The sequence below is a fragment of the Amycolatopsis pithecellobii genome, from assembly GCF_009707865.1.
GTDB lineage: Bacteria > Actinomycetota > Actinomycetes > Mycobacteriales > Pseudonocardiaceae > Amycolatopsis_E > Amycolatopsis_E pithecellobii.
Map to the genome: position 1 here is coordinate 41,831 of NZ_WMBA01000026.1, position 25,020 is coordinate 66,850.

15 protein-coding genes are annotated in these 25,020 nt (G+C 69.2%); 5 read left to right on the forward strand and 10 right to left on the reverse strand.

The window, feature by feature from the left end; translation table 11 throughout:
* Positions 1–190: 190 nt before the first annotated feature.
* Positions 191–940 carry a DUF2071 domain-containing protein gene (locus tag GKO32_RS17800; protein WP_154758007.1) on the reverse strand — a complete coding sequence of 250 codons (750 nt, stop codon included), beginning with the start codon at positions 938–940 and terminating at the stop codon, positions 191–193.
* A gap of 118 nt (positions 941–1,058) precedes the next feature.
* Between GKO32_RS17800 and GKO32_RS17805 the strand changes: the two genes are divergently transcribed.
* Entirely contained in the window at positions 1,059–1,667 is a 609-nt protein-coding gene (locus GKO32_RS17805) for a TetR/AcrR family transcriptional regulator (RefSeq protein WP_154758008.1), read from the forward strand.
* A gap of 311 nt (positions 1,668–1,978) precedes the next feature.
* Here GKO32_RS17805 and GKO32_RS17810 read toward each other — a convergent pair whose 3' ends face one another.
* The 5 genes from GKO32_RS17810 to GKO32_RS39860 form a co-directional block, all read right to left on the reverse strand.
* Positions 1,979–2,599 (reverse strand): response regulator transcription factor, encoded by a 621-nt coding sequence (locus GKO32_RS17810; protein WP_154758009.1) that lies wholly within the window; start codon positions 2,597–2,599, stop codon positions 1,979–1,981.
* Between the two features lie 183 nt (positions 2,600–2,782).
* The gene (locus GKO32_RS39175; protein WP_246243991.1) at positions 2,783–3,397 is read right to left on the reverse strand and encodes a hypothetical protein; all 615 of its coding nucleotides are present in this window, start codon (positions 3,395–3,397) and stop codon (positions 2,783–2,785) included.
* 124 nt (positions 3,398–3,521) lie between these two features.
* On the reverse strand, positions 3,522–4,739 hold the full coding sequence (locus GKO32_RS17820) for a cytochrome P450 (RefSeq protein WP_154758010.1): 1,218 nt from the start codon (positions 4,737–4,739) through the stop codon (positions 3,522–3,524).
* Positions 4,740–4,844: 105 nt separating this feature from the next.
* Positions 4,845–6,080 (reverse strand): type VII secretion-associated serine protease mycosin, encoded by a 1,236-nt coding sequence (gene mycP, locus GKO32_RS17825; protein ID WP_312868030.1) that lies wholly within the window; start codon positions 6,078–6,080, stop codon positions 4,845–4,847.
* Positions 6,081–6,091: 11 nt separating this feature from the next.
* On the reverse strand, positions 6,092–8,911 hold the full coding sequence (locus tag GKO32_RS39860) for a hypothetical protein (RefSeq protein ID WP_154758011.1): 2,820 nt from the start codon (positions 8,909–8,911) through the stop codon (positions 6,092–6,094).
* Between the two features lie 227 nt (positions 8,912–9,138).
* Between GKO32_RS39860 and GKO32_RS17835 the strand changes: the two genes are divergently transcribed.
* Entirely contained in the window at positions 9,139–11,571 is a 2,433-nt protein-coding gene (locus GKO32_RS17835; RefSeq protein WP_154758012.1) for a helix-turn-helix transcriptional regulator, read from the forward strand.
* Positions 11,572–11,602: 31 nt separating this feature from the next.
* The gene (locus GKO32_RS17840) at positions 11,603–13,999 is read left to right on the forward strand and encodes a right-handed parallel beta-helix repeat-containing protein (RefSeq protein ID WP_312868031.1); all 2,397 of its coding nucleotides are present in this window, start codon (positions 11,603–11,605) and stop codon (positions 13,997–13,999) included.
* 229 nt (positions 14,000–14,228) lie between these two features.
* Here the strand turns inward: GKO32_RS17840 and GKO32_RS17845 are convergent, their stop codons facing one another.
* Both GKO32_RS17845 and GKO32_RS17850 read right to left on the reverse strand, forming a co-directional pair.
* Positions 14,229–14,606, reverse strand: a complete 378-nt coding sequence (locus GKO32_RS17845; RefSeq protein WP_154758013.1) for a hypothetical protein — start codon at positions 14,604–14,606, stop codon at positions 14,229–14,231.
* 139 nt (positions 14,607–14,745) lie between these two features.
* On the reverse strand, positions 14,746–16,968 hold the full coding sequence (locus tag GKO32_RS17850; protein ID WP_154758014.1) for an ATP-binding protein: 2,223 nt from the start codon (positions 16,966–16,968) through the stop codon (positions 14,746–14,748).
* Between the two features lie 185 nt (positions 16,969–17,153).
* On the opposite strand from GKO32_RS17850, the gene GKO32_RS17855 reads away from it, so the two are divergent.
* Entirely contained in the window at positions 17,154–17,732 is a 579-nt protein-coding gene (locus GKO32_RS17855) for a helix-turn-helix transcriptional regulator (RefSeq protein ID WP_312868032.1), read from the forward strand.
* An 85-nt stretch (positions 17,733–17,817) separates the two neighbouring features.
* Here the strand turns inward: GKO32_RS17855 and GKO32_RS17860 are convergent, their stop codons facing one another.
* Positions 17,818–18,435: a helix-turn-helix transcriptional regulator gene (locus tag GKO32_RS17860; protein ID WP_154758016.1), complete on the reverse strand. Its 618-nt coding sequence runs from the start codon at positions 18,433–18,435 to the stop codon at positions 17,818–17,820.
* A gap of 153 nt (positions 18,436–18,588) precedes the next feature.
* A complete protein-coding gene (locus tag GKO32_RS17865) occupies positions 18,589–19,944 on the reverse strand; it encodes an amino acid permease (RefSeq protein WP_246244009.1) in 1,356 nt (451 codons plus the stop codon).
* Positions 19,945–20,321: 377 nt separating this feature from the next.
* On the opposite strand from GKO32_RS17865, the gene GKO32_RS17870 reads away from it, so the two are divergent.
* Entirely contained in the window at positions 20,322–24,989 is a 4,668-nt protein-coding gene (locus tag GKO32_RS17870; RefSeq protein WP_246243994.1) for an NAD-glutamate dehydrogenase, read from the forward strand.
* The last annotated feature ends 31 nt before the right edge of the window (positions 24,990–25,020 follow it).

The window sequence follows — 25,020 nt, forward strand, 5'->3', positions numbered from 1 at the left end:
CCTTAACTGGAGCTTGGGGCCACACAGTATTGCCGCCATGGCTCGCCCGGAAGATCACGGGGAGAAGAGGCAACCGACCTTGGACAAACTTTCGGACAGCACGGAGCCCCGCGGCAATCGCCGGTGCCCGTGCACCCCTCGATACGGGGAAGAACGGAGCGCGACGGATCCGAGTTCAGCCGACTTCGAACTATTTTTCCGCCGGCATTCGCCGTGGTGGCGTGTGGATGTCGAAGTGCACGGTCGGCTGGACCAATGCGGAGTGCGGAAGACTGGTGGGCTCGATCAACCCGAGTTGCTCGAAGAATGTCAACCGCGCCGAAACCACCTGGTAAGGATTCGGTGCCATGACGTCATGCCAGATCGAGTAATGCCCGACGCCACCGGCACGTCGCCGGTACCAGCCGTCGGTGGGATGGGTCAGCAGCCGCAACATCCTGTCCACGTCGGGAAAACCGTCGAGCGCCCCGAGCGGCTCCCCGGTCGCGACCAGCTCGCAGTGACTTTCGCCCGAGACGTCGGACGCGCTCATCCGCCACCGGTCCGGCGCCGAGGAGATCCCGATCCGGCTGCGGGTCCACGGCATCCCCCACACCGTCCGCGGGATCGCGACGAGCGCGTGGTCGAGACTGGTGCCGAAGAACCAGACCCCGGTCGTGCCATACGCGCGCACGTAGGCGCGGTAGTTGATCTGCCCGCACGACATGGTGACCGCCGGGAGCCCGCGGAACCGGAAATCGCGGTCCTTGAACGCGACGGCGGAGATGAGCGCGGCGGTGGTGCCGTCTTCGAAGGTGAACGTTTCCGGTACGACGTGGGCCGGCAGGTGCCGGGCGAGTCCGGCGGGATCGACCCGGTAGCTCACGATGGCGAAGTCGTCGAGCTCGGTGGTGGCGTGGTACCAGCGAGGCGCTTTCCGCGGCGTGCCGGTGAACGTCATGGATCCACGCTACGGAGATGATCACTCCCAACCCGGGGTCTTCCGGCCCCGTTTGGGGAAATCGTGCACGAACATCTTCATGCGAGTACACTCGCATGAACAGAGTGCGGGAGGCAGGATGACTTCGCTGGACACAGGCGGGCGGATCAACCAGAAGCGGCGGACCTACAACACGATCCTGCAGGCGGCGGCCGAACTGGTGCGGACCGGTCGCACGGTGACGATGCCCGAGGTCGCCAAGGCGGCGATGGTGTCCGAAGCCACCGCCTACCGGTACTTCCCGGACCTCGCGACACTGCTGCAGAAAGCCATGGCGGAACAGGAAAACGACCCGGCGGAGGCGCTCGCGGATGCCGGTGACTCCACGGACCCGGTCGCGCGGGTCGCCGCCGTCACCGGCTACCTGATGCGGCACGTCGCACGGTTCCAGCAGCCGGTGCGCACCACGATCGCGGCGACGATCACCGACCCGGCCGGCGCCGTCGCCACCCGCCGCGGGTTCCGCTTCGAGCTGATCGACCTCGCGCTGGAACCGTGGGCCGCCACACTGCCCGGCGATCATCCCCGGCTGGCCCAGCTCAAGCGCGACCTGGCGATCACGATGGGCGCGGAGCCACTGTTCTGCCTGACCGATCAATGCGGGCTGGCCATCGAGGAGGCCATCACCAGCATCGTGCACACCGCGACCACACTCACCCGCGCGGCGATGCGGGAAATCCAGGACTGAGGGGTGTCGCGAAAGCGGCTTGCGTGCCGGTGCGGGTGGCGGCGCAAGCGCCGTGCGTGGTGAAAGAGCTCACGCGCGGTGATGCGGAGGATCACCGGTCCATCGGGGCACTCCTTGCCGACGAGCGACCTCGGGCCGGGCGCATCCGGGGCGTGATCACGCACACTCGAAGGGCGAGGCGCCGGCGAACCTTCCTGCATTGTCGGCGGAGCCGCCGCCCACAACGGTGTCGCGGCCGATGGGCCCCCTGACACTCCCCTGAAGGCGCACGCGCCGTCCGGGGGTGCCCATCCCTCCAGAGACCACCGGCCTCAGATGACGCCCGCGCGCATGGCATACGCCACCGCGTGCGACCGGTTGCGCAGATGCAGCCGGCTGGTGAGCGCCGAGATGACGTTCTTCACGGTGCGCTCCGAGTAGGACAGGTTGCGCGCGATCTGCCCGGTGTCCAGACCGTCGGCGATGAGCCGCAGCACGCTGATCTCGCGCTCGGAAAGGCTCGATGCGGTCAGCCCGTTCGGCGCCAGTACCTCGCGGTGCAGCCACTCCGCCTGCTCGAGCAGCCGGCCCAGCAGGTCCGGCGGGATGTCCGCACCCTCCGCCGCGGCGGCCTGGATGCTCGTCGCCAGTCGCTCGTTGGTCGTCGCGGCGCGCGGCACGATCGCCACCACCCGGCACTCGACCGCGGTGAACAACTCGACTTCCTTGATCTCGTTGATCACCAGCACGATGGGGCGCTCGTACTCGGCAAGCTCGCGCAACGTGGCCACGGCATTGGTGGACAAGCGGTCGAACGCCGCGACCACCACATCGGCCTGCCCGCTCGCCAGGTCGCCCGCCACGGTCAGGCCCGGCCGGGACTGCACGTAGTTGACCAGGCCCGCGGTCGTGATCGGATCATCGGTGCGGACGGCCACCCGGACTCGCTTCATGGTTCCTCCAGCTCTGTCTAGCTTGACCAGAGTCTGGACGAGATGTCTTCACGGCGTCTCTAACGCATCTTGACGGCGCCGCACCCGGCTTGCCCGTTCAGGCAAATACCAGGCGAATTCCGGGCAACATGGGTACGGCCGGGCAGCTCGGCTGCCCGGCCGTACCCGGTGAGGCGACTGCGATCACGCCTTGATGTCCATCCCGGCCACGTACCAGAGGTCATCCTTCTTCTGCACCTGCAGGCTCAGCTGGAACGAGCTGGTGTCACCCGTGGACTCGATGAGCTCGATGTCGCGAAGCGTCTTGTCGCCGACCTTGATATCGGTGTCGGGCACCGTCGCCTTGCCGTCCTGTCCCTTGACGTCGTTCACCGTCACCTTCACCTCGGGCGGCAGCTTGACGCCTTGCTTCGTCGCCCACGCTTCGTGAAGCTGCTTCACCGCGTCGAAGCCGTCTCCGCCGCTCGCGCACAGCTTGTCCACATCGTCCCCGGGTTCGGCAGACACCACGGCGGTCGACCGGCACGCCTTGTCGTAGTCCCCCTTGAGTACCAGGGTGACCCAGGATGCGACGGCGGCGGACGCCGTCTTACCGCTACCCGGGGGCGTCGGTGGGGTCGCCTTCGCACTGGTGGTCTCCGCCTGCGCCGGCGCGGCCGACGTCGGCGCCGCGGCGGCACCGGTGACCTTCGTGCCGCACGCGGTCAGCGCCATCGCCACGGCGACCACGGCCACGGCGAGCCGGCCGGCCTGCGGCACCCGCGTCTTGCGGACGGCCTTGACGCCTTTGTTGTTCATCGGTACTCCTCATCACGGGTTTCGGTGGGGTCGCACTTGCGTGGATACACCCGGTACCAGTGGTTTCCGGTGCGATAGACCCTTTTGCCCCTGTTCGCTGCCCGTGCGTACGGAAATTGTGGAATCACACGGCGACGGTGAGCGACTTCAAACCGCGGAAACCCGCATAGGAGTGCCATACCGGCTCCGGATCGGCGCACACTTCCAGCTCCGGAAACCGGTCCAGCAACGAGCGCAGCGCGATACCGGTCTGGACCCGGACCAGTCCGGCGCCGAGGCACCGGTGCAATCCCTCGCCCATGGCGAGATGCTTGGGGCGCCGCCGTACATCGAGGACATCCGGTTCCGGGAACTGCCCGGGATCCCGGTTGGCCGAACCGACGAACGGCAGCACCGGCTGTCCTTTTTCGATCCGGTGCCCGTGGTAGGTGAAGGACTCGGCGGCGAGCCTGCCGATGTACTGCACCGGCGGGTCGAACCGCAGGAATTCCTCCACCGCCGCCGGCCACAGCCGCGGGTTCTCCCGCAGCAGCTCGCGTTGGTCAGGAAACTGTTGCAGGGCAAGGATTGCGGAGCCGATCAGGTGCCGGGAAGGTTCCAGCCCGGCGAACATCATGAGCACACACTGCGCACACGCATCCGCCACGGTGAAGGAAAAACCGGGTTCCTGCCGTGCGAGCATCGTACCGAGCAGTGAACGTTCGGGAAATTTCACCATTTCGGCGGCCAGGGTTTCCAAATAGGACATCAGCGCCTGCGCACTGGCCCAGCCACGGCGGACGTCCTCGACGGTGATGTCGCTGGCGGCGAACAGGTAGGCGATGTCGTCGGCCCAATGATCCAGTTGCGCGTAGTCCGACTCCGGTGCGCCCAGCAGGCGGGTGAACACCATGGCGGGCAACGGCCGCGCGAAATCGGCGACCAGATCCATTTTCGCCCGGCCGTCCCAACGGGACAGCAGGGTGTCAACGGAATCCTGGACGACCTCGGTGATCAGTGACCGGGTGAGTATACGGAAAACCCCGTCCATCGCCGCGCGCCGCAGCACATAGGAATCACCTTCGTGGAACGCGAACCAGGTCCGCAGAAACGCGACGAAATCAGTGAACTCGGCGCGCTGTTCCGGCCGGAGTGCCAGCACCGGCAGGTTCGCGCGGTTGTTCGTCAGCCGCGAATCGCGCAGCAGGGTCGCGGCATGCTCGTACGAGAACAGGATCCAGGAGCCGCCATACATCGTCGAACGGTGCACCGGCTCACGTTCGCGAAGTTCGTGGTAAATCGGGTAAGGATCGGTGAACAACTGGGAATTGCTGAAACTGAACGAGCTGAAATCGAAAGTCAAGACACGCTCCGGCTCATGTGGGGATGCGTCTTTCGGACGCTAACAGGGCTTTTCGGCCCCGTTTACCGACATGGCGAAGGTTTGACCAAGATTTGAGCGGGCTCCCTAGGCGTGGTCCGGCGCCTTTTCCCGGTCCGGCGAAGGGGGTTCCACGGGCCGGATGACCCGGCCACGGCGCCACTGACGGCGGTGGCCGGCCGGACCGATCCGCCGCCACAGCACCAGCACGAAGGCCAGCAGCAGCGCCACGAAAAGGCCGAGCACCACCAGCAGCGGGCCGACTTTGTCGAGCGGCTGCACCACGGGCGCGTGTGCCGGTTCGGCCTTCACGGTCCTGCCGGCATCACCGCTTTCCTCCGGCAGCACGGCGGAAACCGCGGCGACCGGATTCACCGTGCCCCAGCCCAGTTCCGGGTCGGGCAGTTTCGCGGCCGGGTGATCGGCGGTCACCTGCAGCCGGTGCCGCACCTGTGCCGCGCTGAGCCCCGGCCGGTAAGCACGGATGAGCGCCGCGGTGGCCGTCACGAACGGTGCGGCGTAACTGGTTCCGCTGCCCTGCCACTGCCCCGGCCCGCCCGGTCCGACGCTGACCACGTTCACGCCCGGTGCCACCAGACCGAGATACGGGCCCGTTTGGGAGAAATCCGCGCGCTGGCCCGCGGAATCGATCGCGCCGACCGCGATCACCGTGGGATAGGACGCCGGATACGTCACCGGGTCACCGTTCTTGGCGCTGTTCGCCGCGGACGCGATCAGCACCACATCGCGCGATTCGGCGTACGCCACCGCATCCTGCAACGCGGGCAGTTGCACGGTCGTGCTCGCGGACACGTTGATCACCCGCGCCCCGCCGTCCACAGCGGCACGGATCCCGGTGGCGATCGAGGCGGCGGACACGTCGTCGGCGTTGTTGGCAACCCGGACCGGCAGAATCTGCGCCCCGGGGGCGACCCCGGTGAACCCGGTTCCGTCCAGCGGGGACGCGGCGATGATGCCGGCGACGAACGTGCCGTGCCCGAAACAGTCGCTGTTTCCCGTTCCCCCACCGGGATTGAGCACGTCGGTGCCTGCCTGCACGTGCCCGGCGAGCTGCGGCGTGTTCGCGTCGACCCCGGTGTCGACGACCCCGACGACGATGCCTGCCCCGTTGGTGAGCGTCCAGACCCGTTGTGGCGCAAGCTGTTGCTGCGCCCACGGGACCGCGGGGTCACTGGCAGGCGGCTTGCCGAGGCAGGCCTGCTGCTGGCCGGACGGCAACGCCGGTTGGGCCAGCGCCGGTGCCGCCGGAGCCGTGAGCAGCACACTGAGCGCGACGGCGCCGGCCGCGAGGTACTTCCGCACTGTTCGCTCCCTTACGCCGGAACCATCGGCATGGTCAGCCGCAGCACCACATCGGGATCGTCGACGACGTCGAGGCTGCGCTGCGCGCGCGTGGCCCAGGCTCGCTCCAGCCGGGCGAGCGCGGCCGTGTCGAGACGGTCCACATCGGACTCATCGGTGGTCAGCTCGCGCAGCAGCACCGTGGTGGGCGGGACCGTCGGCCCGTCGACGTCCTCGATGCCCTCGGCCTTGCGCGTCCCGAGGATCTTGAATCGCCTGCCGGGCAGGAAAACGGCTTCGTCGATCGGGCGGTTCACCACGAGCTCGGAGGTGCGCCGCGCGGTGGCGGGCCAGATCAGCAGATCCGCGGCCGCCCCGGCGACGGTGACGTCGTAGCCGACGCTGGCGCTGACGAAACCGGGATCGGTCAGCACCGCGCCGACCTCCCATTTCCGCGACGCCTTCGCCTTCGCCTGACGCAGCACCACGCGCCGGTGGATCGGCAGCCGGATCAGGCCCGACACGAGGCACGACATGTACGCCTCGGTCGACACTTCCTTGCCCGCGCGCAACGTCCGGTTCACGCTCACCCCACCGACCTCGCCGCGCGACAGGTAGAGACACACCGCGACGTAGTCGGATTTGGCGCCGGCTTCGGTGCGGCGCAAGGCAGGCCAGGTCGCCAGTGCCGCGTTCACCAGGGAAAGCCCGTCGGTGAAAGCGTTTCCCGCGGCGGCGCTGAACCGGCTCTGCTCACCGGAGGTGCTCGCGCGCTCCGGCCACGGCTCGGCCGTCGCCGAGACCACGTCGTCGTCCGGCTCCGGCTCGGCCCGCGCGGGCGCCGCGTTCGCCGGCACGGCAACGGTTTCCGCGGCCGGCCCGGACATCATCGGCACCGGCATTCCCGGCGACGTGACCATCACGGGGTTCGGCGGCGCCGGGTTCGGCGGTGGTGGGGCCGCCTTGGCGGCCACGCCGGACTGGACCTGGTGCCCCGGTGGCATCGGGTTCGGCAGCCGGGGCGGGTTCGGCGCACCCGGAGGCCGGGGCGCCCCGGGCGGCGGAGGCGGAACCGGCTTCATGCCCGCCGGCGGCGGTGGCGGAACGTCGGCCCTCGGCGCGGGTTCCGCCCTCCGTCCGGCGGCTGGATTCGGTGTGGCGGCTGGGTTCGGTGCGGCAGACGGGTCCGGCCCGGCGCCCGGGTTCCGCGCGGCAGCTGGATTCGGTGCTGCGCCTGACTTCGGTGGGGCGGCCGGGTCCGGCCCGGCGCCTGGATTCGATCCGGGGCCTGGGCTCGACGGCGTCACCGGCTTCGATGCGGCGGCCGGCTTCGACGCCAGGTCCGGCTGCGGCGCGGAGTCCGGCCTCGGTGCGGCTTCGGGCTTCGGTGGGACCTCCGCTTGAGGTTCCACGTCCGGACCGGACGTGGTGCGTGGGCCCGACACCATCGACATCGGGATCGGCGGTTTGCCCGCCACCGGCGGAATTCCCGGCGCCGGCGGTTGATCGAGCGTCACCCCGGCCTCGCGGGCGATCTGAGCGATCCGCTCCCGATCGGCGACGTCGAGCTCCCCGTCGATACGCACCCGGCAGCGACGCAACCGGTCCGCGCCGGCGGCGGACAGCAACGGCCCCAGCGCGTCGATCACCTTCGCGGTCACCGCATGGCCCCGCACGCCGACGGTGAGCGTCCAGCCGTACGGGTCGAACGGCACCCTCGCGGCGTTCACCGACTCCGGCGCCGGCTCCTCGCGCAGCACCAGCCCCGCCGGGACGACGTCCGCGACCGGGCCGCCGGGGCCGAGCCGGTAAGCGCGCTCGCCATAGCCCTGCCAGCCCGCCGGCGCCGGCGCGATCTCGAGCACTTCCTGGCCGAGCGAACCCGGGCTTTGCCGCAACGCAACCGGGAACGGGCGGAACGCGGAGTCCCCGCCGGCGCCCGAAACGACCGCGTGCTCCCCCTTGCCGTCCACGAGCTGCACGCCGGTGCTGAACATCACCGGACCCGCCCCGCGTTCCGCCAGCTGCGAAACCCAGCCGAGGCTCACGATCGACGGGTCCAGCGGCACGATCAGCAGTGTCGAGCGCACCGGGCCCGGGATCGTCTCCAGCAGCGTGCTCGCCTGCCCGGGCAGGATCCGGCTGCCTTCGATGATCACCTTCGGCCGCGCCGGGTCCACCGGAACGCGGAACGCCGGATGCCCGGGGTTGAGCGGAGGTGCCGGGGCGCCACGCATCAGCAGGCCGGCGCCCACCGGCTCGACGACCACACCGGATTCGCTCACCGGCACCGCCGGCAGGGACCGTTCCCATACCGGCACAGGGAACCTGGCGCTGATCACGGTGCTCGCGCTGCCGGTGTGGAACCGGCGCCACCCGGCCGATCCGATGCTCGCGCCGACGTAGATCCCGGCGCCGGGATCGCCGGCGAGTTTCCCGTCCGGCGCGACCACATCGACTTTGAACTCGTCGAGGATCCGGCGCACCAGCGGCGCCTGGGAACCGCGGTCCGCGCCGAGACCGGGAATGCCGACCCACACGGTGTGCACGCCCGGCTTCGCGGGCAAAGTCGAACGCAGCAAGGAAAGCACGGTGCTTTCGAGCGCGGGATGCCGGTGTGCCTCCGGCGAAACCAGCACGACCAGCTGACCGGAGCGACCGGGGAACGCGGCCAGCGACGGGTTGCCCGCCGCCTCGCGCGGGCTGCGGACCAGCGCGTGCGCACCACACCAGTCGACTGCGAGGTCGTCTGCGCGGGGCTTGGTCGCGGCTGCCGTCACGTCGGTGCTCTCCCGGTTCCTGCCGTTGTGGTCGCGCTCTCCCCGCCCAGGGGGCACGACATGATCCTGCATCGGCGACTATCCCCCATTCATAGGTATGCACCACAGCGTCCGCGCGCGGACGCTACCGCGCTTGCGGGATATCCCTCACTCGCCCTTAGTGGGGCCCGCGGTGGGACATTCGGGCAGCATTCGCTTCCAGGGTGTCACTCAAGGCACCGGAATGGCCCCTTGGCACGTCCAACTCGCGACGATATGAAGCACCACCCATAGCGGGGGTCGACCACCAGGGGGTCAACATGGCACGCGAACGTACCGCGCTGTCCGGAAGGGATGACGAGCTGGCCGAACTCGGCGCTGCGCTGGCCGGCGTCACCGCGCACCGGCACACGCTGGCGGTCGTCCGCGGGACGCCGGGCATCGGCAAGTCGGCGCTGCTGACGGTCGTCGGGCAGCGGTGGCGCCGGGACGGCGCGACCGTCGTCGAGATCTCCTTCGGCGCCGCGGGGGTCGCGCCGTGGGACGCGTTCGGTGTGCAGGCGACGATTGCCGCGCTGCGCAAGCATCTCGAGCGTTCGGTCGACGTCGCGCTGGCGGACGCGATCAACGCGGTCAGCCGGTTGTGCACGCCGGAAACCTACGCGTCGCCGAAGCTGCGGTCGAGGTTGCTGGTCGGGCTGGCCAAGATCTTCGGCAGGCTGCGGCGCGAGGGTCCGCTGGTGGTCATCGCCGATGACGTGGACGCCGTGACCAATCCCACCCTCGCGATCACCCCGGCCTGCCTGCCCGGCTGCCTCGTGCTGGCCGCCTGCCGCGACGACGGCCGGTTCGCCGCGGCGCCGGTCCAGCTGGCACCGCTGGCCGACCACCTCGTCGATCTGGGCCCGTTGTCCGACGAGCACGCCTTCACCCTGCTCGGCCAGCGGATCGGCGCGGCACCGGACGACTCGCTGCAGATCGCACTGCGGCGCGCGCTCGGCCCGCTGATGTGCGATCCCGGCACGCTGCTGTCCACTGTGGACGAACTGCGCGCGGCGGGGCGCATCGTCACCGTGCACGGCAAGGCCTGCCTCGCCGGGGACGAGCCGGTCGTGCTGGCGGCCGGACACGATCTGGTGCGCCAGGTGCGCGCGCTCGACGCCGCCGGACACGATCTGGTGGCGCTCGCCGCGACCGGGCCCGTGTTCGGCATCGACGATCTTCCCGCGCTCGCCGCGGTCACCGGCAACCCGCTGGCCGCCTACGGGCAGGCGGTCGACACGCTGGTCGCGGTCGGTGCCTTGTTCTGCACCGAGTCGGGTCAGCTCAGCTGCGGCTGCCGGGCGCTGGCCGATGCCGTACTGGCCGGGACGCGGGCGGAAGTCGCGCGGCTGCACGGAGAACTCGCCGAATATCAGCTCACCGCGGGCGTCGGGGACGCCGTCATCGCCGGGCATCTCGCCGCGGCCGGCCGCGACATCGCGCCGTCGGCGGAGCTGGCATTCCCCCTCGTGACCGCCGCGGACCGGGCGGTCACGGCCGAACCGGCCCGGGCCGCCGTCTGGTACCACGCCGCGCTGTGGCACCTCGGCAGCGATTCCGAGCGCCCGCGCGTAGTGTCCACTTTGGTCAGTCTGCTGCAACAGCTCGGCCAGTACGGCAAGCTTGCCGCGCTGATCGCCGAGTACCCGGAAACCACCGGTGCCGTGCCGCGGGCCGGCCGCGAGCTGATCGCGAACCCGTTGGCGTGGCATGAAAAGCAGCTCGCCGGGGACGCGCTCGATCTGACCCGCCTGCTGCCGGCCGGGCACGGGGTGCCCGCCGACGGCCCCCTCTCCCACTACCAGCGCCTCGTCACCCGGTACGCCCGCGGCGAGTGGCAGGGCGCACTGTCGGCCGCACGTGAACTCATGCTGACCGGCTCCCCGGACAGTGTCACGCACCGGCTGGGTGCGCTGCTCGCCGCGGAGATCAGCACCGGGCTCGGTGAGTTGAAGGAAGCCGCCGCCTGGCTTCCCGACGCCGGCGAGGACGACCGGCTGATCGCGATGCGGGCCTGGGTCGAAACGGGGCTGCTGGCGGCCTCCGGGGACAGCGCCGAGGCACTCGCCGCCGGCTGGTGGGCCTACCGCCGGATCCCCGCGGACGAGACGCGGGTCGGCGGGGAACGTCTGCTCGCGCGGTTGGCCGTGGTCGCGATGGCCGGCGGCCAGGAGGAACGCGGTCGTGCCATACTCGCGGAAATGGCGGATCTTGACGAACGCGCGCACAGTCTCGCCACCCGTGCCGCGCTCCTGTTCGTCCGCGGCGTGGTGGACGCTGACGAAACAAGCCTCTCCGAGGCCGCGGAACTGGCGCGCGAGCAGGACCGGTTGCCGGAACTTCTGGTGGCTTGCCTCGAACTCGGGCGGCTCGCGGACCAACCGCGGCCGTGGTTGCACGAGGCGCATGAACTCGCGGGCCGCGCCGGTGCGGCGCCGAGCCGGGCGCAGGCGATGACGCTGATGCGGCGCCGTGGTGTCGCCACGCCGCGCGCCGAGGGCGACCGGACCGGGTTCTCCGACCGGGAACTGCGGATCGTCGACCTCATCCGGGACGGCCGCACCAACCGTCAGGTCGCGGTGGCGTTGCAGGTCACCGAAAAGACCGTCGAGTACTACCTGTCCCGGCTGTTCGTCAAGACCGGGTGCCGGTCGCGGATCGACCTCGCCGCGGCGAGCGCACGCGGCCAGCTGACAGCGGTCAGCGCGTGAGGAAACACAACCTAGTGAGGCGGGAGAAGACGTGGCCCACGATGTGATCTTGGTGAGCCAAGGCGCGTCCGGCGGTTACCGGAGCATCGCGGCCGGGCTCGCCGCGGCGTCGGAGGGTTCGCTGATCGTCGTCGGCGCGGGCCGGTACGCCGAGAACCTGACGTTGACGAAATCCGTCACCATCGCCGCGGAGGACGGGCCGGGCAGCGTCCACATCGCCCCGACCGCCGGTGCCGCCGTGGCGCTGGCGGCGGAATCGGCGGCGCTGTCGGGAATCCTCGTGGAGTCCAGCGATCCGGAGACGCCGGCGATCTTCTGCACGGCGGGCCAGCTGAGCCTGACCGAGTGCACGGTGCGCGCCGCGGGCTGGACCGCGGTGTACGCGCTGGAGCGCGGGTCGGTGCTGATGCGCGAATGCCAGGTGAGCAATCCCAACGGCGCGGGCGTCGTGGTGACCTCACGAGAGAACGTCCTCGATGGCTGCCGCCTCACCGGGCTCGGCACGTCCGGCGTCGTCGTGGCCGACGACGGCTCGCTCACCGTCCGCTCCTGCACCGTCGATCGCGCCGGTGGCAACGGAATCTGCCTCAACGGCCGCGGCCAGGCCCTCATCGAGGACACCACGATCACCGGGGTGACCAAGCCCGCGATGGCCGTCGAGCACCAGGCGGTGACGACCGGCAGCCGGATCACCATCCGCGACACCGCCGGAATCGGTTTCTACCTCGCCACCCGGGAACGGGTGACCTTCGACGACTGCTCGGTCATCGGCAGCGGCGCCGAAGGGGTGTTCGTCGCCGAGGGTTGCGCGCCCACTCTGCGTGGCTGCCGGGTGAGTGACGCCGGTGGCCACGGATTCCACTTCGCCGGGCGCGCGGCGGGCAGCCTGTCCGGGTGCGAGTCCGCGGGCAGCACCGGCGCCGGGGTGAACGTGGCCGAGCGCAGCACCACCGAGTTCGACGTGATGAGCATCAGCGGCAGCAAGCTCGCCGGCGTGCAGGTGGCGGGCGGCGCGGACCCGTTCTTCCGCCAGCTGCGGGTGAGCGGCTCCGACGGTGCCGCGATCCGGTTGTTCGACGATGCACGTGGACGGTTCGAAAACGTTGAGCTGAGCGAGATCGGCGCGGCCGGGGTGGTGGCCGAAGGCGGTGCGCGCAGCTCGCTGACCGGGTTGAGCATCCGCGGTACCACCGAGGCCGGGGCGACGATCAACGGCGCGTCCGTCCGGCTGTCCGACTGCGACCTGAGCGGGATCGGCGGCGACGGCGTGTTCGCCGACGACGGCGCCGAACTGGAACTCGTGCGCTGCCGCGTGCATCGCTGTGGTGGCAACGGGGTCGTCGTCGGCAAGGGCGCGTCCGGGCGGATCGTGGACTCCGAGTTCGTCGGCAACTCCGCCGACGGGATCCAGTTGCGCACCACCGAGCCGATCGTCGTTTCCGGTTGCGCGACAAGGGAAAACACCGGCTCCGGGCTGCGGCAGCTGCAGGCGAGCGACGTCGCGGAGGTCACCGGGCTGGTCAGCGTCGACAACCGGGTCCCCGACGCCTACGGCACCGCCGCGGTCACCCAGCAGGACGCGCCCGGCGAGCCCGCCGCGCCCGCACCCTCGGCCGCCCGCGGGCCGATGGACCCGATGACCGAGCTGACCAGCCTCGTCGGACTCGACGGCGTGAAGCGTGAAGTCACGTCGCTGGTCAACCTCAACAAGATGGCGCAATTCCGTCGCAACAAAGGACTTTCCGCGCCACCGATGTCCCGGCACCTGGTCTTCGCCGGTGCGCCGGGTACCGGCAAGACGACCGTCGCCCGACTCTACGGGGCCATCCTCAAAGGACTCGGCGTGCTCCGGTCCGGGCACCTCGTCGAGGTGGCGCGCGCGGATCTCGTCGCGAACATCATCGGTGGCACGGCGATCAAGACGACCGAGGCGTTCAACTCCGCTCTCGGCGGCATCTTCTTCATCGACGAGGCGTACACGCTTTCCAGTAGCGGCGGCGGCAGCGGACCCGACTTCGGCCGGGAAGCCATCGACACCCTCGTGAAGCTGATGGAGGACCACCGCGAGGACGTGGTGGTCATTGCGGCGGGCTACTCCAAGGAGATGCGCAGCTTCCTGGAAGCCAACCCCGGTATGGAATCCCGGTTCAGCCGCACCATCGAATTCACCAACTACACCCCGGATGAGCTGGTGACGATCGTCAAGTCACACTGCTCACGCCACGACTACCAGCTCGACCAGAGTGCGGAAGAGGCGCTGCTCAAGTACTTCACGGACATCCCGAAGGACGGCACATTCGGCAACGGCCGCACCGCACGCAAGGTGTTCGAGTCGATGGCCGACCGGCAGGCGTCCAGGCTGGCGATGAGCGGATCCGAGGATATGGCCGACCTCACCCTGCTCACCGCCGAAGACCTAGCGATGTAGGCGCGAGTTGCACGTTCCCGCCGCGCGAGTCGCGCGTTCCCGCTGCCCGAGTTGCGCGTTCCCGCTGCCCGAGTTGCGCGTTCCCGGTGCGCGAGTTGCGCGTTCCCGCTGCCCGAGTTGCGCGTTCCCGGTGCGCGAGTTGCGCGTTCCCGGTGCGCGAGTTGCGCGTTCCCGGTGCGCCCAACGCTCAACTCGCGCACACGCAACGTTCAACTCGCGCGCTCGGGGCTCAGCCCCAGATGCCGCCCTCCGGGAAGCGGAAGTCGGCGGCGAAGACGAGTTCCTCGATGCGGACCCGGTCCAGACATCGGGATGCCGTCAGCTCGTTCTGGTCCGCGGTGATCTGGTCGCTCTGGGTGCGGGCCCGCAGTGATTCCGCCGTCAGCGCCAGGCCCATCATCAGGTCCACATACATTTCGCGCGCGTCCGGCGACGGCTGGAACGCGACACCCGGCGCGAGACGGTCGACACAGCGGTCCAGCCATTTGGCGGTGTCGAGGGCACGCCCGTTGTCGAACAAGGACATCGCGATCGCTTCCGCCACGATTTCCTCGATCTCCCCCAGCGGGTCTTCCCCCGGCCAGTCCTGCATCTGCCTGCCTTTCACCCGTTGAACCGCGTTCGACTACCAACATGAAATCGCGGTGACGGCCAGATTGCGACGTGCGGCGGCGATCCGTCCCTTCTTTTCCATGGAGAGGTGCCCCAATTGCCAGAATATCAATTTTTCCTCAAATCCACCTCAGTTAATCCGGCGGTAACCGGGCCAGTTCGGCACGGACCTCGTCCCGCCACTCCTGGAAAACCACATCGCGGAATTCGGTGATCGCATACCGCAACGTTTCGCGTGCCTGGGCGTACTCACCGGCCTCCCGCAGCGCCCGCCCTTCCGACAGCAGGGCCTCCGCCACCAGCCCACGCAAACCACCCTCGGCGAACACCAGCCGGGCATCGTGGAACATCAAAGCCGCCTGCTGGTGCTCACCCTGCTCCCGCAGCGTCCGGCCGATGTCCAGGGTGACCGACGCCATCATCCAGCGCCGCGTCTCCGCCGGTGCCTCATCGCTGTGCTTCTCCCCTTCCTCACGCAGCTGCCGGTGCACGGCAAGCGCTTCGGTGTACCGGCCCAGCGCCCGCAACACCCTCCCGAGCCGGGTCCGCACCGCGAGCTGCATCTCCCAGAACCGGAACTCCCGCGACAGCTCGACCGCCTTCGCCGTGTGCTCCAGCGCTTCGGAAAGACGGCCGAGCCGCATCAGCACCGAACCGAGATAACCGTGCGCCCACGCCTGTTCCCGCCGGTCCCCGATCTCCGTCGCGACGGCCAGCGCCTGCCGGTGTGTGACCAGCCCGGTTTCGTTGTCCCCGAGGCACATGTGCTGCGCCCAGCCGAGGAAGTTCAGCAGCAGAGCCAGATCGGGCTTGCTGTCCAGTGCGCGGGCCGCGTCCACGCCCAATGCGAAGATCCGGTCCCACGGGCCCTGCATCCACTGGGTGTCGGAGTACCAGTGCATCCCCTTCGCGAGCTCGGCCACCGCGCGATGGTGACCCAGTGCCGCCGCCGCGCGTTGTGCCGCCACCCAGTGCGATTCCTCGCGGCTCAACCATTCCGCCGCCTCCTCACGGGAGGGGAACGGTCCGGTGGCGGTTTCCTCCGGAAAGAACGCGAGCCCGGCGGCGGTCGCGGTGGCGAGCAGATGATCGAGCACGCCGTGGTATCGCCGGGCCCGCTCGCCGGCCTCTTCCTCCGCCTTCCAGCACTCGACGGCATACAGCTTGATCAGGTCGTGGAACTGGTAGCGCCCCGGCGGCAACGTCACCTGCAGCAGGCCCGCGTCGACAAGCTCGTCGAGGCAGGGCCCCACCTCCTCTTCGGGCAGCCCGCCGGCCACGGCGGCGAGCCCGCTGCCGAAGTCCACCCCTGGCAAGGTGGTCAGCCGCCGGAACAACAGCCGCGCGGACGGCGACAGCCGCCGGTAGGAGACTTCGAACGCCGAGCGCAGCTCGAGATCACCGGCCGACAGCGAGGACAGCCGGGTGCCCTCGTCGCGCATCAGCATCACCAGGTGCGCCAGCGACCAGTGCGAGCGGGTCGCCAGCCGGTTGCCGGCGATGCGCACGGCCAGCGGCAGGTTCCCGCAGAACCGCACGAGTTCGCGGGCGGCCTTCGGCTCGGCGGCCACCCGGTCCGCGCCGATGATCGTGGACAGCAGCTCGACCCCGCCGGACTCGCTGAGGGATTCCAGCGGGATCCAGCGCGCCGACTCCAGACCGGCGAGCGCGCGACGGCAGGTGATCAACGTCAGGCAGCCGGGCGCGATCGCCAGCAGCGGCCGCACCTGTGCCTCGTCGGCCGCGTTGTCCAGCAACAGCAGGGCCCGGCGTTGCTCGAGCAGCATCCGGAACAGGCCCGACTGCTCGGCCTCGGTGGGCGGGATCTGTGCCGGTGGCACGCCGAGCGCGCGCAGCAGCCGGTCGAGCGCGGCGCGCGGGGTGACCGGCTGGTCGTCCATGCCGCGCAGGTCGATCGCGAAGCAGCCGTCCGGAAAGTCCGCCGCCACGGAATGCGCCGCCGCCACCGCCAGTGCCGTCTTGCCGACGCCGGGCTGGCCGATGATCGCGACCGCCTCGCCGCGTGCCCGCGCCCACGCGCGGATGCGCTCCAGCTCCTCGTCTCGCCCGACGAGATTGCGCACGGGCACCGGCAACGCGCACAACGCCCTGGCCGGCGAGGTCCGCGGGCTGCGCCGGCGTCCTTCCTTCGCCACGGCCAGAAACCGGGCCCGTTCGGGGCCGGCCAGGCCCAGTGCCTCGGCGAGGACCTCGGCGGAACGCTGCTGGGCAGCCTGTGCCCGGCCGTGCTCCAGGTCCCGCAGCGCCCGGACGCTGATCCCGGATCGCCGGGACAGCTGGGCCTGCGAAAGTCCGGCCGCGGCGCGGTATTCGAGCAGCAATTCCCCGAAAGTCATCGACTTCCCGTCTGTGCTATCGACATTTGCCCTTTTACACCGGCGGGCCCTCGAAAGTGAAAGCCTGCCGCCCTCCGCATCTTGTCGATTACCGTCTGACAGTGTTCGCTAGGCTCATGTCGTCGCGAATCACCCGGACAGTGGATCATCCCTCCGTCCCACAGGCACGCCGTGTCACGATTCAGGTGGCTGTGCGCGCGACCGATCCCCTCGTTCAGGTGGGGGTGACCGGCGAGCTCTCGAAAGCCGCCGGTCTGCTGCTGGTCGACGACGAAGCCGACGCGGATGTGGTGGTGGCGGTCGCCGAGTCCGGGCTGCGGACGATGCTGAGCGCGCCGACCCGGCTGGTTCTGGTCGCGGACGAACCACGCGAAGGTGAACTCTGGGCGGCGCTCGAATACGGACTCGTGGTCCTGATTCCGCGGGCGGAGGCGACTCCCCAGCGGTTGCTGCGTGCCATCGCCGACGCTCATCACGAGCGCGGGCACCTGCCGGCCGATCAGCTCGGTGATCTGCTTCGCGGGCTGTCGAGGTTGCACGAGAACACCCTTGCCCCGCGGGATCTGACGCTGAGTGTGCTGTCCCGCCGGGAAACCGAGGTGGTGCGGTTGCTGTCGGAGGGGCTCGGCACCGCCGAGATCGCCACGAAACTCAACTATTCCGAACGCACGGTGAAGAACATCCTGCACGATCTGCAGGCCCGGCTCGGTCTGCGCAACCGCGCGCACGCGGTCGCCCACGCCCTTCGCCAAGGGTTGATCTGAACCGGCGGCCGGCTCGTGGCCGGCCGCGCGGCAGATCTTCGAGTCCATTTCGGACAGTGTACAGCGGGGGTTTCCCGCGGGATGGTCAGATGACGCCGGCACGCATCGCGTAGGCCACGGCGTGGGATCGGTTACGCAGCTGCAACCTGTTGGTCACCGCGTAGATCACGTTTTTCACGGTCCGCTCCGAATACCGGAGCCGGTCGGCGATTTCGCTGGTGTCCAAACCATCCGCCATCAGCCGCAGCACCTCGATCTCGCGCGGCGTGAGGTTGGCGTCGTCCAGACCATCCGGCGACATCCGCTCGCGGTGCAGCGCTTCCGCCTGCTCCACCAGCTTGCCGAGCAGGTTGGCCGGCACCCCGCCGGCCGCCGCGGTCTCGGCCGCGCGCACCAGCCGGTCGTCGGTCACCGCGCTGCGCGGCAATAGGGCCACCACGCGGCACTCGACCGCGGTCAGCAGCTCGACTTCCCGGATTTCGCTCAACACCAGCACAATCGGCTTGCCCAGTTCGCCGGCCAGAGTTCTCAACATGTTCACCGCGCGGGCGGAAAGACGTTCGCACGCCGCGACGACGACATCCACGTCGGCCGGCTGCGCACGGGAAACCACGGTGACCCCGGACCGCGATGCCAGGCAATTGGTGAGGCCGGCGACCGCGATGGGATCCAGGGCACTGACGGCTATGCGGAGCTGCTCCATGGTATCTGGCTCCCTTCGATTCCGATTTTCGTTGGCGGAATTCTGCACGGAAATCCTTCACGCCGTCTCTAGGCGGTCTACACGCGGTCTCCATGCGACTACACGCCGGCCGGTGGCCGGATCGGGACCGGCCACCGGCTGACACCCGGCTTGCTACACGGGTTCGGTAAAGCCCGACGCGAGAGCCCGTTCCTCGGCGATCCGGCGGACCCGGCCGCGAACCGCGAGCCAGCCCAGCACCAGAAGCAGTGCGATACCAGGCAAACCGTAAATCAGGATGCGCCCGCTCTCGCCATTGAAGTAACTCAATGCCAGCACGCCGATCAGGAAGACGAGCGTGACGTAGTTGGTGTACGGCGCCCCAGGGAGCCGATAGGACGGCCGCTCCATTTCGCCCTTCTTCGCCTTGCGGTACAAGGCAAGGTTACAGACGACGATCATCGACCACATCGCGATGATGCCCACGGCGGAGAACTCGAGCGCGATCTCGAACGCCTCGTTCGGCACGACCATGTTCATCACGATGCCCATGAGGTAGACCACCGCGGTGAGCAGCACGCCACCGAAGGGAACGCCACGCTTGTTCATCAGCGCGGTGAACTTCGGCGCGGAACCCGCTGCCGCCAACGACTTCAGGATCCGGCCGGTGGAGTACAGACCCGAGTTGACACTGGAAAGCGCGGCGGTCATCACGATCAGGTTCATCACACCGCCGGCCGCGGGCACACCCAGCTTCGACAACACCGTGACGAAGGGGCTTTCCCCGGCCTTGAAGTCGGTCCACGGCAGCAGCATGACCAGCAGCACGACGGAACCGATGTAGAACACGGCGATCCGCCACGCCACCGAGTTGACGGCCTTCGGGATCACCTTCTTCGGGTTGTCGGTCTCGCCCGCGGTCACGCCGACCATCTCGATACCGGCGTAGGCGAACACGACGCCCTGCAGGATCAGCACCGCCGGCAGGACACCGGCCGGGAAGATACCACCGTGGTCGAAGATCAGGCTCGGCCCGGTCACGTTCCCAGCCACTGGATGCCGGGTGACGAGCAGGACGATACCGGCGATCATGAAGCCGACGAGCGCGACGACCTTGATCGCGGCGAACCAGAACTCCAGTTCCCCGAACAGTTTCACCGACACCATGTTCACCGCGAGGATGACGAACAACGCGATGAGAGCCGGGATCCACTGCGGCACATTCGGCCAGAAGAACTGCGTGTACTTCGCGACCGCGGTGACGTCCGCGATACCCGCGGTGGCCCACTGCAGGAAGTACATCCAGCCGGAGAAGAAAGCCGCCTTCTCGCCGAGGAATTCGCGCGAGTACGAGACGAACGAACCCGAGGTGGGGCGGTGCATCACCAGTTCACCCATGGCACGCACGACAAGGAACGCGAACACACCCGACACCGCGTACACAATGGCCAGCGCAGGTCCCGACGAGTGCAGCCGCGAGCCGGCGCCGAGGAACAGACCGGTTCCGATCGCACCACCGATCGCGATCATCTGCACCTGGCGGCTGCTCAGACCCTTGTGATAGCCGGCGTCCTCGTGATCGAACTGGCCGGTACCGGCCGCTCGTGGCCCGCTATCGACAGGCGGGCTCGAAGGTTGGGACATGAAGAGTTCCTCTGCGTATCAGGGACTTCGTCCGTAGCGGGCAGGCGGCGCGGAAAAATTCGGTGCGCCATAGCCGTACATGATGTGAGCGCGATTACCACCACGGCAACGCTGCTTAGGAGAGACTTGATGTCGGCTTGACGGGAATTTAGTCGGGGGACCCGGCACGCCCAAAACGTCAAGTCCTGCTCAAACAGCCTGGCGGAGCGCGGCAGGGGATGGCAGATTTTCCCGGCAGAAACCGGGAAGAGGCGATCAGTGTCATGACCGTGACCGACGAGAAGTCCACTGCGGACTCACGATTCGACGAGCTGGTCCGGCTGTATTACCGCGCGGCCGGCGCGCCGACCGCGGAGGAGACCGAACTCGTCCGCGCGCACCAGACCCTCGCGCGGGTACGGCAAGCCGGCACCACGCGCATCGAGACTACCGATCATCCGGCGGCGCCGACAACGGTGCTCCAGCTGGTCACCGACGACATGCCGGGACTGGTGGACTCGGTGCTCGACGAGCTTGCCCATCAGGGCATCCGGGTACGGCGGGTCGTGCACCCGATCGTCGTGGTGCGGCGCGATTCTTCCGGCGCGCTGACCGAAGTGCTGCCCGACGCCGACCCGGAGCGCCCGGAGGCCGGCACGATCGTCGAGTCGTGGATCAGCGTCGAGGTCGACCGGATCAGCGGTCCAGACCAGCTCGACGAGCTGCGTGACCGGCTGTCCTCGGTGCTGAACGACGTGCGCGAGGTCATCGACGCCGGCGAGGAAATGCGGTCGGTCGCACTGGACCTCGCGGGCGAACTGTCCGATCCGGACACCGCGGCGCTGCTGGGCTGGCTCGCCGACGGTCACTTCATGTTCCTCGGCTACCGGTTCGACGATCTCACCGCGGACTCCGGCAGGCCCGGAATCGGCTTGCTGCGCAAGGAAAGCAGCCTTCTCGCCGGACTGGACGCCGCGGGCGGGGCCGAACTGGAGCTGACCAGAGCGACCGGACGGTCCACAGTGCACGGTCCGGGTACGCCGTTCTCGGTGACCGTCCGGATCTTCGCCGGTGCCGAGGTCACCGGCGCGCACCGGTTCGTCGGCGCCTTCACCACCGCGGCGAAACACGAAGACGTCACGACCATCCCGGTGGTCTCGGACCGCGTCAAGCGCGCCATCCACGAGGCCGGTGTCCCGCTGGACTCCCACTCCGGCCGGGGCATGCTCGCCGTCCTGCAGGACCTGCCGCGCACCGAGTTGTTCTCCGCGGACTGGAAGTTCCTGCACGACACCGCGACCGGTGTGCTGGCCTCGGCCGAGCGGCACCGGCCACGGCTGTTCGTGCGGCGCGATCCCTGGCACCGCTTCTATTCGTGCCTGGTCTACCTCGCCAGGGACCGGTTCACCACCACGTCCCGCACCGCGATGGAGCAGGTCCTGCGCACCCGGCTGGGCGGCACGTCCGTCGAGCACACCCTGCGCGCGGGTGAAGCGGCGCTGACCGCCGTCCAGTTCGTCGTGCACACCGATCCCGGACACCGGACCGAGCCGGATATTCCGCTCATCCACGAGGAAATCTCCGCCGCGGTGCGTACCTGGGAGGACCGGTTCATCGACGCGATCCTCGCCGAGCCCGACCCGGACGGCACGGCCGAATCGCGTCAGCGCTACGCGAGCGCGTTCCCCGAAGCGTACAAAGAGGACTTCGGCGCCGAGGTGGGCCTGGCCGATCTGCGCCGCCTGCAAGCGCTTTCCGGCGACGGGGACCTGTCGCTGTCGGTCTACGTCCCACCGGACGCCGAACCGGGCGAAGCGCGGTTCAAGGTGTACCTGCGAGGCGCGCGGATCACGTTGTCCGCGGTACTTCCGGTGCTGGACCGGATGGGCGTCGAGGTGGTCGATGAGCGACCGTACGAGATCGAGTGGGACAGCGTCCCGCGCTGGATCTTCGATTTCGGCCTGGCACACGAGGAAACCGGTGTCTGGCGGGACGAGGACGTGCGGACGCGGTTCTCCGAGACGTTCGCCGCGGTGTGGCGCGGGGACGCCGAGGCCGACCGGTTCAACGCGCTCGTGGTGCGGACCCCGCTCGGCTGGCGACAGGCCGCGCTGCTGCGCGCCTACGCCAAATACCTGCGCCAGGTCGGCACCACCTACAGCGACAGTTACTTGCAGGACACCGTGCTGTCCCATCCCCAGGTGGCCACCGCGCTGGTCCGGCTCTTCGAGACCCGGTTCGACCCGGAGCTCGACGACCAGGCCCGGGAGCAGCGGACCGAAGAACTCGACACCGAGATCAGCCGCATGGTCGACGAGGTCACCAGCCTCGACGCGGACCGGATCCTGCGTGGCTACCTCGGTCTGGTGCACGCGACGCTGCGCACCAACTACTTTTCCTTCAGCGGCAAGAAGAACGGGCCGTGCGCGGAGCACGTGCTGTCGCTGAAACTGAATTCGCGCGAGGTGCCCGGCCTGCCCGAACCAAGGCCCCACCGCGAGATCTTCGTGTACTCACCGCGGGTGGAAGGCGTGCACCTGCGCTTCGGCCCGGTGGCGCGTGGTGGGCTGCGCTGGTCGGACCGGCCGGAGGACTACCGCACCGAGATCCTCGGTCTGGTCAAGGCACAGGCGGCGAAGAACGCGGTGATCGTGCCCGTCGGCGCCAAGGGCGGGTTCGTCGTCAAGCGCCCGGCCGGGCGCGGGGCGCTGGCGACCGAAGCCGTCGACTGCTACCGGATGTTCATCTCGGGCCTGCTCGACGTCACCGACAATCTTGTCGCCGGGCAGGTCGTGCCGCCGGAGCGGGTGGTCCGCCACGACGGGGACGACGCGTACCTGGTGGTCGCGGCGGACAAGGGAACGGCCACTTTTTCCGACTACGCCAACGAAGTCTCGGCCAAGTACGGGTTCTGGCTCGGCGACGCGTTCGCGTCCGGTGGTTCGGTGGGCTACGACCACAAGGTCATGGGGATCACCGCCCGTGGCGCGTGGGAAAGCGTCAAGCGGCACTTCCGGGAACTGGGGGTGGACACGCAGCGCGAGGACTTCACGGTCGCCGGGGTCGGTGACATGTCCGGCGACGTGTTCGGCAACGGAATGCTGCTCTCCCGCCACATCCGGCTGGTGGCCGCCTTCGATCACCGCCACGTGTTCGTCGATCCCGACCCGGACCCGGCGGTGTCGTTCGCGGAACGGCAACGACTGTTCGCGCTGCCGCGCTCGTCGTGGGCCGACTACGACCAGGCCAAGCTCAGCGCGGGTGGCGGAATCTGGCCGCGTACCGCGAAATCCATCCCGCTCAACCCGCGGCTGCGTGCCGCGCTGGGCATCGACGACGACGTCCCGCACCTGTCCCCCACCGAACTGATCAGGGCCGTCCTGCGTGCGCCGGTGGACCTGCTGTGGAACGGCGGGATCGGCACCTACGTGAAGTCGTCGGCCGAAACCCATGCCGACGCACGGGACAAGGCGAACGACGCGGTCCGGGTCAACGGTGCGGACCTGCGGGCCAAGGTCGTCGGCGAAGGCGGCAACCTCGGCCTCACCCAGCTCGGCCGGATCGAGTTCGCCCGCGCCGGTGGCAAGATCAACACCGACGCGCTGGACAACTCGGCCGGGGTTTCCTGCTCCGACCACGAAGTGAACATCAAGATCCTGCTGGATCAGCTGGTCGCCGGGAAAGCGCTTTCCGTCGAGGAACGCAACAGCAGGCTGGCCGTGCTGACCGATGAGGTCGCGGACACGGTGCTGGACGGCAACACCCGGCAGAACAAGATGCTGGGTGTCAGCCGGTCTCACGCCGCCGCGATGCTGTCGGTGCATGCCCGGCTGATCCGGTACCTAGAAACCCGGCATGGTCTGGACCGCGAGCTGGAAGCGTTGCCCGCCAAGAAGGAACTGGCCGCGCTCGAACGGGCCGGGGAGGGGCTCACGTCTCCCGAGCTGGCGACCGTGCTAGCCCACGTCAAGCTCGCCCTCAAGGCGGACGTTCTGTCCAGCGAGCTGCTCGACGAGGCCGCCTTCACCCGCCGGGTGCCGGAATACTTCCCGCGCCCGCTGCGGGAAGGGCTCACCGCCGAGATCGAGCGGCACCCGCTGCGCCGCGAGATCGGCGCGACGCTGCTGGTCAACGACGTCGTCGACAACGCGGGACTGACCTACGCTTTCCGGCTGGCGGAAGAGATGTCGGTCGACTCGGCCGACGCGGTCCGCGCGTTCGCCGTGGTGACCGAGGTCTACGACCTGCGCGCACTGTGGGAGCGGATCGACGAGGCGGCGGCGTCACTGCCGACCACGGTCACCGACCGGTTGATCCTGGAGACCCGCCGCCTGCTCGATCGCGCGTCGCGCTGGATCCTGTCCAACCGGCCGCAGCCGCTGGACGTCGACGCCGAGATCGCGCGGTTCGCCCCGGTCGTGCGGCCACTGGCCGCCGAGGTCACCGACCTGCTCCGCGGCCACGAACGGGACGCCGTCGAGCAGGAAACCCAGCGTCTGGCCGAAATCGGGGTGCCGGAACCGCTCGCCCGCCAGATCGCCTCGCTGCTGGCCACCTATCCCCTGCTGGACATCGCCGAGGTCGCGAGTGCCGCCGACGGGACGACCCCGCGCACGGCCGCCGAGCTGTACTACACGCTCGCCGACCGGCTCGGCATGGACAAGCTGCAGGACGCGGTGAGCGCATTGGACCGGGACGACCGCTGGCATTCGCTGGCCCGGCTCGTGCTGCGTGACGACCTGTACGCCTCACTGCGTGCGGTCACGCTGGGCGTGGCGGTCGCCGGTGGCGGCGACGAACCGGTCGAAACCCGGATCGAAACGTGGGCGAAGGTCAGCGGCCCCCGCCTCGCCAGGGCGAAGCTCGTGCTCGACGAGCTCGCGGGCTCCGGCAAGGTCGATCTGCCCGCGCTGACCGTGGCGGTCGAGCAGATCCGCAGCCTGGTCGCCTGACGCGGCGCCCTGGCCGGAGGGGCAGCGAATG